The sequence below is a fragment of the Sphingobacterium sp. UME9 genome (assembly GCF_014170215.1).
In the GTDB taxonomy this organism is placed as follows: domain Bacteria; phylum Bacteroidota; class Bacteroidia; order Sphingobacteriales; family Sphingobacteriaceae; genus Sphingobacterium; species Sphingobacterium paramultivorum.
Genome location: NZ_LZZP01000013.1, coordinates 1,531,828 through 1,546,563, shown reverse-complemented (window position 1 = coordinate 1,546,563; position 14,736 = coordinate 1,531,828). Strand labels below are relative to the sequence as shown.

The 14,736-nt window shown below is 38.7% G+C and carries 13 protein-coding genes; 8 read left to right on the top strand and 5 right to left on the bottom strand.

Features of this window, described 5'->3' with window-relative positions; translation table 11 throughout:
- Window positions 1-35 precede the first annotated feature (35 nt).
- Genes A9970_RS25615 through A9970_RS25605 form a run of 3 tightly spaced genes read left to right on the top strand, consistent with a single transcriptional unit; the run spans window position 36 to window position 1,710 of the window.
- Window positions 36-731: a ring-cleaving dioxygenase gene (locus A9970_RS25615; protein ID WP_409079955.1), complete on the top strand. Its 696-nt coding sequence runs from the start codon at window positions 36-38 to the stop codon at window positions 729-731.
- A 38-nt stretch (window positions 732-769) separates the two neighbouring features.
- Window positions 770-1,069, top strand: coding sequence for a GNAT family N-acetyltransferase (locus A9970_RS25610; RefSeq protein ID WP_153846757.1), 300 nt, complete (start codon window positions 770-772; stop codon window positions 1,067-1,069).
- Between the two features lie 23 nt (window positions 1,070-1,092).
- Entirely contained in the window at window positions 1,093-1,710 is a 618-nt protein-coding gene (locus tag A9970_RS25605) for an alpha/beta hydrolase (protein ID WP_182984180.1), read from the top strand.
- Between the two features lie 81 nt (window positions 1,711-1,791).
- Here A9970_RS25605 and A9970_RS25600 read toward each other — a convergent pair whose 3' ends face one another.
- Complete coding sequence (locus A9970_RS25600; protein ID WP_182984179.1) at window positions 1,792-3,075, bottom strand: Gfo/Idh/MocA family protein; 1,284 nt, start codon at window positions 3,073-3,075, stop codon at window positions 1,792-1,794.
- Window positions 3,076-3,648: 573 nt separating this feature from the next.
- On the opposite strand from A9970_RS25600, the gene A9970_RS25595 reads away from it, so the two are divergent.
- Complete coding sequence (locus tag A9970_RS25595) at window positions 3,649-3,840, top strand: cold-shock protein (protein ID WP_046672944.1); 192 nt, start codon at window positions 3,649-3,651, stop codon at window positions 3,838-3,840.
- A 187-nt stretch (window positions 3,841-4,027) separates the two neighbouring features.
- Complete coding sequence (locus A9970_RS25590) at window positions 4,028-5,152, top strand: DEAD/DEAH box helicase (protein WP_153846754.1); 1,125 nt, start codon at window positions 4,028-4,030, stop codon at window positions 5,150-5,152.
- Window positions 5,153-5,215: 63 nt separating this feature from the next.
- Here A9970_RS25590 and A9970_RS25585 read toward each other — a convergent pair whose 3' ends face one another.
- The 3 genes from A9970_RS25585 to A9970_RS25575 all read right to left on the bottom strand — a co-directional run bounded on the left by A9970_RS25585 (window position 5,216) and on the right by A9970_RS25575 (window position 9,112).
- Window positions 5,216-7,483, bottom strand: a complete 2,268-nt coding sequence (locus A9970_RS25585) for a cation:proton antiporter (protein WP_153846753.1) — start codon at window positions 7,481-7,483, stop codon at window positions 5,216-5,218.
- 176 nt (window positions 7,484-7,659) lie between these two features.
- Window positions 7,660-8,382, bottom strand: a complete 723-nt coding sequence (locus tag A9970_RS25580) for a LytTR family DNA-binding domain-containing protein (protein ID WP_202883747.1) — start codon at window positions 8,380-8,382, stop codon at window positions 7,660-7,662.
- Window positions 8,372-9,112 carry a histidine kinase gene (locus A9970_RS25575; RefSeq protein WP_220801695.1) on the bottom strand — a complete coding sequence of 247 codons (741 nt, stop codon included), beginning with the start codon at window positions 9,110-9,112 and terminating at the stop codon, window positions 8,372-8,374. Before A9970_RS25575 ends, A9970_RS25580 begins: the two co-directional genes overlap by 11 nt.
- Before the next feature lie 302 nt (window positions 9,113-9,414).
- Here A9970_RS25575 and A9970_RS25570 point away from each other — a divergent pair, with 302 nt between their 5' ends.
- Window positions 9,415-9,633, top strand: coding sequence for a hypothetical protein (locus A9970_RS25570; protein WP_046672939.1), 219 nt, complete (start codon window positions 9,415-9,417; stop codon window positions 9,631-9,633).
- A gap of 123 nt (window positions 9,634-9,756) precedes the next feature.
- Here A9970_RS25570 and A9970_RS25565 read toward each other — a convergent pair whose 3' ends face one another.
- Window positions 9,757-10,935, bottom strand: coding sequence for a thiolase family protein (locus A9970_RS25565; protein ID WP_182984178.1), 1,179 nt, complete (start codon window positions 10,933-10,935; stop codon window positions 9,757-9,759).
- 321 nt (window positions 10,936-11,256) lie between these two features.
- Between A9970_RS25565 and A9970_RS25560 the strand changes: the two genes are divergently transcribed.
- Window positions 11,257-12,432 carry an acyl-CoA dehydrogenase family protein gene (locus tag A9970_RS25560; RefSeq protein WP_182984177.1) on the top strand — a complete coding sequence of 392 codons (1,176 nt, stop codon included), beginning with the start codon at window positions 11,257-11,259 and terminating at the stop codon, window positions 12,430-12,432.
- A 30-nt stretch (window positions 12,433-12,462) separates the two neighbouring features.
- Complete coding sequence (locus A9970_RS25555; RefSeq protein WP_182984176.1) at window positions 12,463-14,574, top strand: 3-hydroxyacyl-CoA dehydrogenase NAD-binding domain-containing protein; 2,112 nt, start codon at window positions 12,463-12,465, stop codon at window positions 14,572-14,574.
- Window positions 14,575-14,736 lie beyond the last annotated feature (162 nt).

Here is a 14,736-nt window from a genome sequence, read left to right as displayed (position 1 = left end):
GGGAAGGTATCGGAAAGGGTACACCGGGAGCGGGAATGGCAACTCATATTGGCTATGCGGTACCTCAAGGGAGTTTGGATTTTTGGAAAAATCGTTTAGGGGAACATCAGATTAGTTTACAGGAAAATGAAATTTTTGGAGAGAAGCTAATTTCATTTAATGATCCCGATGGATTGCAGCTTCAATTTATTGAAACGAAAGATGATAGAAAGGCATGGACAACGACTGACATCAATGCCGAACACGCACTAAAAGGCTTCCATAATATCACGCTTTCTTTAAAAGAAGCAGATCCGACACTAAAAGTATTGACCGATATTTTGGGTTATTCGCTCGAGCAGCAGGATGATAATCGTTATAGGTTAACAACTGATAGCATTGATACCGCTAATAGCGTTGACATAATAGCGGATAAAAATCTGCCATACGGCAAAAATGCAGCTGGCACAAACCATCATGTCGCATTTCGGGTAAAGGACGACAATGTTTTGATGGAGTATCGTGAAAAGGTGCTTTCAGCAGGATTAGATATCACACCAAAAATAGATAGAGATTACTTTTTCTCACTCTATTTTCGTGAACCTGGTGGTGTCTTATTTGAACTCGCTACGGACAATCCCGGATTTACAGTAGACGAACCGCTATCCAGCTTAGGATCTGCACTGAAATTACCAAAGCAATATGAAAGCTACCGTTCGCAGATTGAACAGACATTGCCAAAAATCGATTAATTAAAATATATAAACATCATTCTACAAACGAGGAAGTTATGGAAAGAACTGAAATTGTATTAGACAAAAATCAACGTGGAGAGCTTCAATTATTCTCCGATGAACGCAAAGCAGGTTTAATGAGTATCGCTATCATTGACGGTAATCTCGTTGTTTACCATACAGAGGTGGACGAAGCCTATGAGGGAAGAGGATTTGCAAAAATACTGCTCGAGAAATTGGTAGCTCATGCGCGCGAAAACAACATGAAAATTGTTCCATTATGTCCTTATGTAAATGCGCAGTTTCATCGTCATCCAGAACTATATCAAGACGTTTGGTTTAAAAAAACGGTATAAATTACCAAACATGAAAGGATAAAATGAGTCATTCAATAAATATTAAAACAGCTGGTCAAAATTTAGAACAGGCAAAAAAAGCCATTGTCATGATCCATGGTCGTGGGGGGAGTGCAGAAGACATCCTTGGCATGTCATCCTATCTTCATGTCGATAATTTTGCACTACTTGCACCGCAGGCAGAAAATCACACTTGGTACCCCTATTCTTTTATTGCTCCCGTACAAGAGAACGAACCTTGGTTGAGTTCCGCAATTGATCTAATCGATCATACAGTTAAACTAGCTTTAGACAATGGGATCCTCTCCGAAAATATCTATTTTTTTGGTTTTTCTCAGGGTGCCTGTTTAACACTAGAATACCTTGCACGGCATGGACAGCGCTTTGGTGGCGCTATAGCAATTATTGGCGGGGTAATAGGTAAAGAAATTAACAGTGATAATTACACTGGTGACTTCGCACAAACGCCTATTTTTATTGGCACTAGTAATCCTGATTTCCATGTTCCTCTTGAACGGGTTGAAGCTACGGTATCCATCTTAGCACAAATGAATGCCAATGTAAAGCTCATGGTATATCAAAACGCGGGGCACTCCATTAATCGTGAGGAGATCGATCTTGCAAATGAATTTGTTCTTTAAGAAATAAAAGAGTGACCCATTGGTAAGAAATCATCCATTGGTTGTTGATTAATCATTTTAATCAACAACCAATTTAACGCATTATACTTTTGGGTATTTATAACCGTTATGATAAACCGAAGCTAAGTATTTATTTGCTTTCTGATCGGTAAAATGCTGTTTATCTTTATCCCAGTAGAGTTTTTGTCCTGTCCTGAATGCAATATTTCCGAGCTGAGAAAAGATGGCAATATGTGCCCCTACTTCAATTGGTGCATGAAGTACCTGTGGATTACGTTGGCGAATGGCGGCTACAAAATTTTCCATATGTTTGTCCAGTCCATTATCTAAAGAAGGTTGGATAGTGACCGCTTCCATCCTTCCTTTTTCTGGAATAACCTCCCAGCCCGATCTATTCAAGACCAGCGTACCATTGTTACCAATAAATGCGACACCGTGATTGCGGTTATAAGGCCCGAGATCAATTCCTTTGGCATGTTCCCATTGGATATTGAAGCCATCAAACTCATACACAGCAGTCATCGTGTCAGGCGTTTGGCCTGCATCGTCTGGGAACGCAAACTTACCTCCAGAGGCCATAATAGATTTTGGATCGGAAACCTTCATCCCAAGTAAAGCATAATCCAACATATGCACGCCCCAATCTGTCATCAAACCTCCTGCATAGTCCCAAAACCATCGAAAATTAAAATGGAATCGATTCGAATTAAATGGTCTTTTTTGTGCCGGACCTAGCCATTCCGTATAATGTACACCTGCGGGAACCGGTTCATCGGGCACTATGGGAATAGCACTTTTCCACCCTTGATAAGACCAAGCTTTTACCAATCTTATTTTGCCCAATTTACCAGAATGAACAAAATCAATGGCGTCCTTGAAATGTTGCTGACTTCTTTGCCATTGCCCGACTTGTACAATAGCCTTATTCTTTTTTGCTGCCTGAACCATTAATTCACATTCAAGAATGGAGTTACCAATAGGCTTTTCGACATATACATGCTTTCCAGCATTTACGGCATCTACCATTTGCAGGCAATGCCAATGATCCGGTGTTGCAATAATGACCGCATCCACAATCGAGCTATTGAGCATCTTCTTATAATCTACAAACGTTTCGACCTGTATATTTCTTTTTTGAAGTTCTTCTGCCCTCTTTTTAAGAATATTTTCATCCACATCACAAAGAGCAGTACACACCAAGCCATCATTCTTTAACAATGCATTCAAATCAGACCAGCCCATACCGTTTACCCCAATTAATCCAACCCGGATGGATTGATCTAAAAAATATGAACCTTTAGCATTAAAAAAAAATGATGATGCAGCTAAAACAGTAGACGTTTTGATAAAATCTTTTCTATTCATTGGATATTGGTTTAAGTTTTGTTTTTACTGGATATCATCTAAATTCTCAATACGAGCAGAATACATATGCTTAGATGAATGCCATGAATAAGAAGTGCTTTCTTTATTATTAAAAACAAATTGCTTCGATGAAAATACAAAAATGAATCTAGGTGCTCGCAAAAAGCATTGTAAAATATATATAGACAAACCTAGCGTAACCCTATGAAAAAAACGAAAAAATGGTCGAGTTAGAATCACTCGACCATACATCTACCTATGAAAAACATGCCCTTGGGAGGGGCGGTTGAAGTTAATACTAATTTCACTAAGAACAAATATTTAGAACAAATATTTATCTAAACAATTAATAAGAACATTAACAACAACATCATGAGTTGACCATGTTACATTGATTGGCGAGATTGTGTTTTATTATACATTTATGTTCGATAAATTCCTTCCTCTAACGCTGTTCCAATCAACATCTTGTTCAAAAAAAGGCCCAGTTACACAACACATTTTATATTTCATTAAAAAAAATAAAAGATTAATCATTTATTATGACTACCTTGCCGCACTTAATTAAAAATAATGAATACAGGTAAAATTAAATTTTTCAATGAAACTAAAGGTTTTGGTTTTATTACACCAGAGGATGGTAGTGCAGATGTTTTCGTACACGTTTCTGCGCTTAAAAATCAAGTATCTGAAGGCGACGTTGTTACTTATGATGTAGAAAGAACTCCAAAGGGGATCAGCGCTACAAATGTAAAATTGGCGTAATCCAAAAAATACACTTTCTTGTTAATGGGGTAATTCTTAATGACTTATCCCATTTCTTTTTCCTATTCTTCCTTTACAATTTTTCAGCAATCTTTTACTTTTCCGTTGAAGACTTTTAGTTTTCAAATAAAAAGCATAAAAAGGATTCTCAAAGGTTTTATTTAAGACAAATTCGAACATACTATTTATGGAATTTAAACAACTCAGTTTAATCGCTCCGCTTTTAAAAGCAATAACCGAAACAGGCTACACACACCCCACTGCAATTCAACAAAAAGCTATTCCAATTGTATTGCAAGGCAACGATCTTATTGGTTGTGCACAAACGGGAACCGGCAAAACAGCCGCTTTTGCACTTCCGCTTTTACAACGTCTTGAAGAAACTAAGACATTAGGTAAGCTCGTTCCGATTAGGGCTTTGATCCTTACGCCAACTCGTGAACTAGCCATTCAAATTGGAGACAATATAAACTTATACCGGAAATATCTAAAACTAAACTATTGCACTATTTTCGGTGGAGTAAGCCAAGAAAAGCAAGTTAAAGAAATCAAAAAGGGTGTTGATATTCTTGTTGCTACCCCAGGCCGGTTACTGGATTTGATGAATCAAAAAATAGTTTCTCTGGATAAAATCGAGATCTTGATATTGGACGAGGCGGACAATATGCTGGACATGGGCTTTATTCATGATATCAAAAAGATCCTGACCAAAGTTCCTTCAAAGAGACAGACATTGTTTTTCTCGGCGACAATGCCTCCTAATATCCGTAAATTCGCACATGGGATACTACATAAACCTGTCGAGGTTGACGTCACACCGGTAAGCTCAACGGCTGAGAAAGTAAATCAATCTGTATTTTTTGTAGAAAAGAAGGAGAAGATCAGATTATTGACAAGCATATTAAAAAAGCTGAAGCATGAGCGCACTATTGTCTTCTCCCGCACAAAACATGGTGCCGATAAGATCGTTAAGCTGCTTGCGAAAAATGGCTTGAGAGCAGCAGCCATTCACGGAAATAAATCTCAAAATGCAAGACAAAAAGCTTTAGGTGAATTTAAGGACAGTCATCTTAAAATTTTGATCGCTACCGATATTGCTGCAAGAGGAATTGATATCGAACAACTACCGCTTGTGATTAACTATGATCTTCCCAATGTACCGGAAACCTATGTTCATCGAATTGGAAGAACAGGAAGAGCTGGTCAGGAAGGAAAAGCCATTTCTTTTTGCGATGTAGAAGAAAGACCGTATTTAGCTGATATTGAAAAATTGATCGGACTAAAAATCAAGATAGAAAAGATCAATAAATAGATCTTTATAATACCTTAAGTAAAAGCCCCTAGATTATTGAATTTAGGGGCTTTTACTTTTTATTTATGGTTTGCGATCTGCCATCAACAGGGTCGATGGCGTGAAAGGAAGCCAATTTACTTTTTTATTGACAACTTTGTTCCAGCTGGGCAGGCTGATCAACATTAAGTCCTGGTCCTGCCAGGTCTCACTATTTAATTCTCTTTCAGTTATTGTGAGATGGTTGGGAACAAGCTGTTCCAATTGTCTCAATTTCTCCTTGAAGCTTTCATTGGTCTTCAGCACTTGGTTGAGATCCCAAACTATGATCTGAGCATCTGAATGCTGAATCAGACGTTTTATCATTTCACATAGAAATTCATCATTTTTTAAAACGACAGGAACAATCACTCGCTTCGCCTTCACAAACTCTTTATCAATCAAAATGCCTACCATCGCATTAACTTTGGCATTGATCTGTTGATTTCTATCAAATGTCATAAAAGGAGATTCGGCATTTGTAACCGTATGGAATAACTTTTCAGGATTCACAATACGCGTAGTAAAATCTAAAAAACGTCCCAGTAAGCTTCCTTCATAAATTGATTCACTGACACCCAACAATAATAAGTCCTGATTTCGCTCATTGGAGGTTTGTACAATCTCGCTGTCGATATCACTGGAGATTTTAAAGATTGTCTGAATAGGTTGCTCGAGCTGCTGCGCTACCTGCTTGATTTCACGGAAACTATCCAGCTCCTGGGTTTCCACTTCATAATGATGTAACTCGTTGGCAGGTTCAATATGTAAAGCCGTAATTTCAGCGTTCTTTTTTGATTTTAAGGTTAACGCATCAGCCAGATACAACAGTGAAATCCCGGTATTACTTTTCGCAAAAGACAATAGAATCTTAAATTTTGATTTATCCAGGAGATCTTCCTGTAATAAACTCTTCTTTGGTCGATAAAGGAAATTGATCAGATCCAAAGATGGCCCTGTCATAAAAGTGGTGACCAATGCCATAACAACCATCATCGAAAATAATTCAGCACTTAAAACGCCAAGATCGTATCCAATATTGAGGACGATAAGTTCCATCAAACCCCGCGTATTCATTAACGCGCCTATACTCAAACTATCTTTCCAGCTTTGACCGACAAAACGCGCCGCCAACGTACTACCGGCAAATTTCCCAATAACCGCGACCAAAATAATACCAATGGTAATCATCCATAACTGAGGATCATTAAGTAGACCGATCTGCGTACGCAGTCCAGTATAGACAAAAAATAAAGGCAACAACAACAAAGTAGAGACATCTTCGATTTTTTCGATGAATGCTGTTCGGAATCGACTTCCTTCGGGCATGATTGCTCCCGCCATAAATGCACCAAAAAGTGCATGGATACCGATTACTTCGGTTGCATAAGCAGACAATAACAACACAATAAAGAAAATAGCAACAACAGGTTTACTCAAAGCTTCCTTACTCCCTTTCACCTCTCCAACGCGCATCAAAAATGGGCGCACGATCTTAATCATAATGAGCACATAAGCAACAGCCAGCCCGATTGTATACAATGCACTAGCAAAATCACCGGCTTTGACAATTGCAATTACGACTGCTAGAATACACCAAGCTGTAATATCGTCTGCAGCAGCGCAGGTAATTGCCATTGCACCTAGCTTACTTTTCTGCAATCCTCTTTCCTGTATAATTCTAGCAAGAACAGGAAACGCTGTTATGCTCATGGAAATACCAATAAACAAGCTATAGGATAGAAACTCTACATTTGTAGGTGGATGGAATAGGTATAAAAAATAAGCCAATGAAATTCCCAACGTAAATGGGATCACAATGCTTGCATGAGAAATGACAACAGCATCATGCGCTTTATTTCGCAGCACATTCAGATCCAGCTCCATTCCAATGATAAACATAAATAAGATTAGCCCAATTTGACTCAAAAACTGCAAATTACTGAGCGATTCTACAGGAAAAAGTGTATGCGAAAATTCCGGAAAATAGAGCCCCAGCAATGATGGTCCCAATATGATACCTGCGAGCATCTCTCCGATTACGACGGGCTGCTTAATCTTTATGCAAATCCATCCCATGATACGTGCAGCGATAATGATTGTCACGATTTGCGCCAGTAATATCGCTAACGGATGCTGCAGACTATGGAATAAAGTTGATGTAAAATCCTTCCAGGCGCCTTGACTTGTTTTCTCTCCACGCAGTAGTTCTGGAGCCTCCAGCTGTGCCCCCAAATGAATCATCCAATACATCACACCAAGTAATGTACCAACTAAAACTACATAGAAAATTGTATTTCTATATTTCCTCATCTTCAATAGCAATTAAAATAAATATAATGACAATAGCATACTAAGTCCCAACCAATATTCTCTAAACAAGGAGGGATAAAATACAGTCTCAACAAAAATATAATTCTGTAAGAGTTTTAGTGCTTTTCAGCTGCTAGGTGGAAGGAAATATGTAATGAAACAAAAAAAAATTGTAATCAACTGAATTTCTCGAAAAACATTTTCTTGTACGATTCGCCCAAATTAAAAAGAAGGGGTAGATCTTGGTCGTCCGACAAATTGCTTGTAATTTCATCAGCGGAGAAAAATTTGACGATCTTGGTTGCTATGATCTCTTTTTTATTGATACGTATAAAATCCTGTTCAGGCAAGATCTCCATCAGCTTATCAAAGCTTATATTTTTCAATAAAATAAACGAACCATCCGCCAAATAAACTGTTTTATCCCGGCTGTCTACTTCAGCTATTTGAACATAGTTAATCTGTTCGAAATACAATACTGTTTTTCCTTTATTCGTATTAAATTGCGCAAAAGAGACAGTTTCAGATCGCTTGCTAATTAGTTGCTCAACCTTCATAATGGCTTGTTGAAGACGTTGCAGGGACAATGGTTTACGCATATAATCTACTGCATTGATGTCAAAAGCATCGCTCGCATATTGTTTATATGCAGTAGAAAATACAATCGGAAAGTCTTTTAGCTCTTTGGCTAGGTCAAATCCGTTAAATTCCGGCATTTCAATATCCAGAATGCAAAAATCAAAACTTAGCTTGCGGTATTCCTTCAATAATGAAGCTGGATCATTAAAAGCTTTAACCACCTCTAAACCAGAAATCTGTTCACAGAGCATTTTCAAAAATCTCAAGCTTGGTATTTCATCATCCAAAAGAATACATTTCAAATTTCTTTCAATCGGCATACAATCTAATTTGAAGGTTGGCAGTATAGACATCATTTTCTACAAATCGCCGCAGTTGATGTCTACCTGGATAATACAACATGAGACGCTCTTCCAAAGTTTTGCTGCCTATTCCACTTTTAGACTTTTGTAATGGTGAACGTTTTGATATTCGATTGCTTACAACTAATTCGAATAAACCATTCTTAAAGGTCAGCATAATAGCAATAAAAGAATCCGGACCGTGGAAATCTGCATGTTTAAATGCGTTTTCAATTAAATCCACAGACATCAAAGGAACCAATGAAGGTGTATTCAACAAGGAACTATTTAGTTCATCAATATCAAACTTAACGCGTATATCAAATAAGGGGCTCAATTTTACCTTGTTAATCTCAATGAGATTTCGGGCAAATTCAATTTCGGCCTTCGGTGAAACGAGTTCATCTTCACTTTCGTACAAAACGTAGTCCAATACCATGGCTAATTTGTCCATCGTATAATAGGTTTGATAAGCATGGGAAAGTATTCCGTTCAACGAATTTTTAAGCAAATGCGGATTTAATTGAGCCCGATGGAAATGTTCTATCTTTTGATTATCCATACGATTAAAAAGCTCTTTTTGTTGTCTATTTTCTACCTCAAGTTTCCGGTATTTTTGTCTTAAAAAGAGGTACAAACCCAATATTACAGCAACAATAGTCAGCAATAACAGAATGATTATATTCGAGATCTCAGTCGTCATGTTCATCCAAACTTAGTTAAAATTTCATTATGAACGAAAAACCAGCTTGAGAAAACCCAGATGACCAAACCCTCTATTCATTTACGATAAAATGAAATTTGAGCGCTTTTAGATCAAATACACCACTGTGAAATTCTCATGTATTTATTACAAAATTTAATAGTTTCATTACAATTTAGTCACTTTGAAACATTAATTTCAGATTATTATCCTTATATTGAGACTATTGTAATTAGCCGATCAAATGATTGTCTACGCTATTTTGGTTAAACCCGCCTGATTTTTAATCAGGCCTAATATGAAACACTATGGAAAAGCTCATTTTCGAAACTAATGCACAACACCCCAGTCTTGTAGACAAAATCAAACAAGCTGTTGAAAAACTGAATGGCATCCACGAATGGAAGATCGACTTGGATTCTATTTATAATCTGTTAACCATAGAAGGCATTCGACTCAACCCAACGGAAATCGAATCAGAGCTAGCGCTCCATGGAGTCGAGGCAAGCCGTCTGTATGAAGAGTAGGGGTACGACCTTGTATAGCAAATAAAATAAGTTTCCTGGAAGCTATGTGGTTAAAAACAACCGAATTCAATAAGCGTGAGCTTCTTCCAGATAAAATTAAAGCAATCTTATCTGGAAGAAGCATCAAATCTTTTTAATAATCATTGCCGAGGCACCACCGCCACCATTACATATCGCTGCCAGCCCTAATGATCCTCCCTCCTGTCTTAAGATGCTGCTTAGTGTTACAACAATTCTAGCTCCCGAACATCCTAATGGATGCCCCAAAGATACCGCTCCTCCATAAACATTCACTTTGTTCATAGATAAGCCTAAAATCTGTGCATTTGCCAAAGCGACAACAGAAAAGGCTTCATTAAATTCAAAATAATCAATATCCGCAATTGTCAGACCCGCTTTTTTTAATACTTTATTTGTGGCAATACTTGGCGTTGTCGTAAACCATTCTGGAGCTTGCTCAGCATCAGCATAAGCAATAATCTCTGCTAAGGGGACAAGTCCAAGTTCTTCCAATTTCTCGCCAGACATGAGCAGCACCGCAGCAGCACCATCACTTATTGTCGATGCATTTGCGGCAGTTACAGTCCCCTCTTTTTTAAAGGCAGGCTTAAGCTCGGGTATCTTATCAAAATTGACCTGCGAAAACTCTTCATCCCGCGAAACGACGACGTCTCCTTTACGACTTTGTATCGTTATAGGTTGAACCTCGTTTAAAAACTTATTTTTTTGCCAAGCCTCTAGGCTTCTTTTATAGGAACTTATCGCATAAGTATCCTGTTCTTCACGACCAATATGATAGTTCTCGGCACATAACTCTGCAAAGATTCCCATTGCATCATTCGAATAAGCGTCGCTCAAACCATCACGTTGTAAACCATCAACCAGACTCTGGGCTCCAAATTTGGCTCCCCAACGCATACTATTCGTATAATATGGCACCCTACTCATGCTCTCCATCCCACCAGCAATCACTACATCAGCATCTCCCAATAAAATACTTTGCGCAGCAACAGCTATTGCTTTCATTCCACTAGCACATACTTTATTAAGGGTAGTTGCAGCGGTATGATCCGACAAACCTGCTAACCGCGCTACCTGCCGGGCAGGCGCTTGTCCCAAATCAGCTTGCAAAACAGCACCAATAATAATCTCATCCACTATATCGCGGGAAATACCCGCCTCATCAACTACAGCCCCAACAACCTGGGCCGCGAGACTTGGCGCCGAAATAGATGACAAGGCACCACCAAAACTTCCAATTGGTGTGCGTTTCGCTGCAACGATAAATACACTCTTTGACATGATATAAAAAGTTTATAATTGTTCTGCTAAAATTTTGAAGGCCTATCGCTAGCATATCCCCAACAACCCTTCCTAATCTTAAAGATAAAAAATATAACAGATAACCCACAACAAGTCGGTTTTATTTTTTTTATCAAAACAGAATAAATAGAAAAAAAATAACACAAAAACTTCCCTACTTAACCAATTGAACGAAAAATAAAGAATAAAAATTTGCAAAAAGCCAAGGCTTTTCGTTAAATTCGTTTAGATAACATCCTACTAGACGGCCATTCAAAAGGCCGCCTTACAATAAGATAACCAAAAGCAAGATAAACGATTATGCAGACAATCAAGTTTACAGCTGAACATCAGATTTTTCGCGATACACTTCGCGCATTTATTCGAAAAGAAATTACACCTTACGTCGATGATTGGGAAAAACGGGGCGAGATCGACCGAAATGTGTGGAAGAAAATGGGTGATATGGGATTGACGGGACTCAATTCTCCAGAAGTGTATGGTGGACTAGAACTTGATTTTTATTATTCCTTGATACTCTGCGAAGAATTATCGTATTGTTTTTCTGGAGGATTTACCATTTCCGCGCTTGTCATTCAGTTTATGTCGGCTCCATACCTACTGAAATATGGATCAGAAAATCTGAAAGTACGCTACCTTAAACCGGTTATTGCTGGTGATATGGTCAGTGCTGTTGCTATTACTGAACCCGGGGCTGGTTCTGACGTAAAACAGATCAAAACAACAGCTGTTAGGGATGGCGATTTTTATATTGTCAATGGATCTAAAACATTTATTACCAACGGTTATTACGGTGATTTCTTCATTACAGCAGTCAAAACTGCTTCTGACCAGGGAACAAAGGGTATAAGCTTATTACTTATTGACAGAAATGCAACTGGAGTCTCGTCAAGCAAAATCAATAAATTAGGCTGGCACGCCTCTGACACTGCCGAGCTAGGGTTTAATAACGTACGAGTCCCTATTTCTCATCTCATCGGCATAGAGGGAGAAGGATTTCGCTATTTAATGGATGGACTTCAATTGGAAAGGCTTACCGCAGCTATTCATAGTCTCGCTACCGCAGAATCCGCATTTCAGTATACGCTTGATTATATTGCACAACGTGAAGCCTTTGGAAAAAAAATCCAGGAATTTCAAACAATACGGCACCGAATCGCACAAATGGCAGCAGATATTGCTACCACGAAAGCCTTTGTCTACCATTGCTGTGATCTCCAAGACCAAAACGAATATGCAGTCCAAGAATGTTCCATTGCGAAGCTACAAGCAAGTGAGCTCGCCGTCAATGTCGTGAACCAATGTCTCCAATTATTTGGTGGTTATGGGTTTACAGAAGATTATAAAATCGCACGTTTATATCGCGATGTCCGTGTCGGCACCATTATCGGGGGAACATCAGAAATCATGCTTGAAATTATCGCGAAAATGACAATAGATCATGTGACTTATCAATCAGGAAAGTCCAAACAATAGAAAGCTTTTTAAAAATCATGACCAAGTACAATGGATGAAAATAAATCTTATATGACCCACACGCTCTTTCGTGTAGAACAGGATAATCATCACATCATTACAATCCATCCTATATCGACAGCGGCTCCCGAGCAGTTGGATATTATAGACTATCTCACGCAATTTGTTGATTTGGTTACGTTCATTCTCGAACGGGAAGATACCATAGGTGTCATATACAGCTGCCCGATTCAGGACAAAAAAATCGAATATACGCAATTATTTGAGCAGTTTTCTTCAAGCCGCTCAAGACCTTCGGACCTATATAAGCTTACATCAAAAGTATTGCATTGGGAAACGTTTAAAAAACCCATTGTATCTCTTATTTCAGACAATTGTACAGCTATTGCCCTAGCGACTATGCTATGGTCTAATTGTCGTATCGCCTCCGAAAAACTTCAGTTTGGCTTTCCGGAGAGTAAGTATGGTTTGTTTACAGCTTTTGGTACAACGATCTATTTACCAGCATTGATAGGAACTGAAAAGGCCCTAAATCTGCTGACCCAAAGCAAACTTCTGAGCAGTGAAGAAGCACATAAACTTGGGTTAATCAATGAATTGACGCAGAAGCCCAGCGACAGCCAATCATTAGCAATAAACTGGATACTTAATCTACCCAACACCAATGCTGGCCATCACACGGAACAAATTGACGAACTGAAGCCTGAAGTAATTCTTACTATCCAAAAAAAAGCACGCGGTTTGTACCCCGGCACAAACGCAGTTATTGAATTATTAAGAAAAAACCCATCATCTACAGCTGTTGAAGCTAGTGAGAGAGAAGCAAATTTATACCTGGAAGTGTTAAATCGCCCCGAACCACTCAGCATGGTCCGTACACTTCATTATGGTGTCCAATTGGCAAAATCATCCAATAGAATAAAACATCTTGGGGACTATAGCCTAAAAAAAATAGGCATACTGGGCGCTGGAATGATGGGCTCAGGGATTGCTTATGAGGCCGCCCGAGCAGGAATCGAAGTTACTTTAAAAGACGTTACACTTACCCAAGCCGAACGGGGCAAAGCCTATTCTAGCCAGGTTTGTGAAAAATCACTGGCTTTAGGGGCTATGAACCCATCACAAAGGGAGCAATTGCTTGCACGCATAAAACCAACTGACCAAGTCGATGACCTTAATGGATCTGACTGCATTATTGAAGCTGTATTTGAAGATTTCCACCTAAAGGCTGAGGTGACAAAAGAAAGCCTACCCTATTTAAACGAAAATGGCTTTTTCGCTACAAATACCACTTCATTGCCTATTACTGAGCTTGCTAAAGCAACCAATGATCCTAAAAAATTTATAGGGATGCATTTCTTTTCGCCTGTTGACCGCATGCCCCTTGTCGAAATCATCTGCGGTAAACAAACCGAGCAAAAAACTTTGGAGAAAGCACTTATCACAGCTTTACGCCTCAATAAAATTCCAATAGTCGTGCAGGATTGTCCGGGTTTTTTCACCTCACGTATTTTCTTCAATTATTTACTCGAAGGTATTACAATGGTACTGGAAGGCATCTCACCGACACTGGTCGAAGAGGAAGCGATGGCTGCAGGATTTGCCGTGGGCCCATTGGCAGTATTGGATGAGATATCATTGGAATTGATGCTACACGTTTATGATCAATTACCCGGTCTGCATCCCAGCCAAAAACGTGCATATACCTACCTCAAAGAAATGATCAATCAGGAACGAAAAGGAAAAAAATCGGGCGCTGGATTTTACGATTATGACCATGAAACCAAAAAGAAAACCATTTGGAAAAACCCTGTAATTGCATCTACAAAAGAAAATGTAACACCTTCAATTATCCGGAAACGTTTGTTGCATGTCATGGCATTGGATAGCTATCGATGTCTCGCAGAAGGCGTACTCAACCAACCCATCGATGGCGACATTGGTTCTATTTTAGGTGTAGGGTATGCATCCTATACAGGTGGTGTATTTGGACATATCGACCGCACAACGCTTCCTATTTTCATTGCTGAATGCGAAGACTTTCAACCCAAAGGTGAGCAATGGAATATACCAGAATCTTTAAGAGAGCTGGCAAAAAAGAATTTCAGATTTTATAGTGGTTTTGACTCAAATTGGCGATAGATTAGCTATCTATGTTCTTTCTTCTAAAGAAGCGTACATAAGCTGTTTAAGTGCACTAAAGTATCAGGTAATCATAAAAACAAAAGGTTGCAACCTTAAAAAGAATATTCGGTGTAGTTAACGCTATAATAGAAACGAAAGCAGGGGTGACAAAACAAATAG

Excerpts from the sequence above, each read along its gene's own strand:
- A9970_RS25570 (WP_046672939.1), top strand. The coding sequence starts at position 9,415 with ATGGAAAAGCTCATTTTCGAAACTAATGCACAACACCCCAGTCTTGTA.
- A9970_RS25610 (WP_153846757.1), top strand. The coding sequence starts at position 770 with ATGGAAAGAACTGAAATTGTATTAGACAAAAATCAACGTGGAGAGCTT.
- A9970_RS25565 (WP_182984178.1), bottom strand. The coding sequence starts at position 10,935 with ATGTCAAAGAGTGTATTTATCGTTGCAGCGAAACGCACACCAATTGGA.
- A9970_RS25575 (WP_220801695.1), bottom strand. The coding sequence starts at position 9,112 with ATGAACATGACGACTGAGATCTCGAATATAATCATTCTGTTATTGCTG.
- A9970_RS25595 (WP_046672944.1), top strand. The coding sequence starts at position 3,649 with ATGAATACAGGTAAAATTAAATTTTTCAATGAAACTAAAGGTTTTGGT.
- A9970_RS25580 (WP_202883747.1), bottom strand. The coding sequence starts at position 8,382 with ATGCCGATTGAAAGAAATTTGAAATGTATTCTTTTGGATGATGAAATA.
- A9970_RS25615 (WP_409079955.1), top strand. The coding sequence starts at position 36 with ATGGCAACTCATATTGGCTATGCGGTACCTCAAGGGAGTTTGGATTTT.
- A9970_RS25555 (WP_182984176.1), top strand. The coding sequence starts at position 12,463 with ATGGATGAAAATAAATCTTATATGACCCACACGCTCTTTCGTGTAGAA.
- A9970_RS25590 (WP_153846754.1), top strand. The coding sequence starts at position 4,028 with ATGGAATTTAAACAACTCAGTTTAATCGCTCCGCTTTTAAAAGCAATA.
- A9970_RS25560 (WP_182984177.1), top strand. The coding sequence starts at position 11,257 with ATGCAGACAATCAAGTTTACAGCTGAACATCAGATTTTTCGCGATACA.
- A9970_RS25605 (WP_182984180.1), top strand. The coding sequence starts at position 1,093 with ATGAGTCATTCAATAAATATTAAAACAGCTGGTCAAAATTTAGAACAG.
- A9970_RS25585 (WP_153846753.1), bottom strand. The coding sequence starts at position 7,483 with ATGAGGAAATATAGAAATACAATTTTCTATGTAGTTTTAGTTGGTACA.
- A9970_RS25600 (WP_182984179.1), bottom strand. The coding sequence starts at position 3,075 with ATGAATAGAAAAGATTTTATCAAAACGTCTACTGTTTTAGCTGCATCA.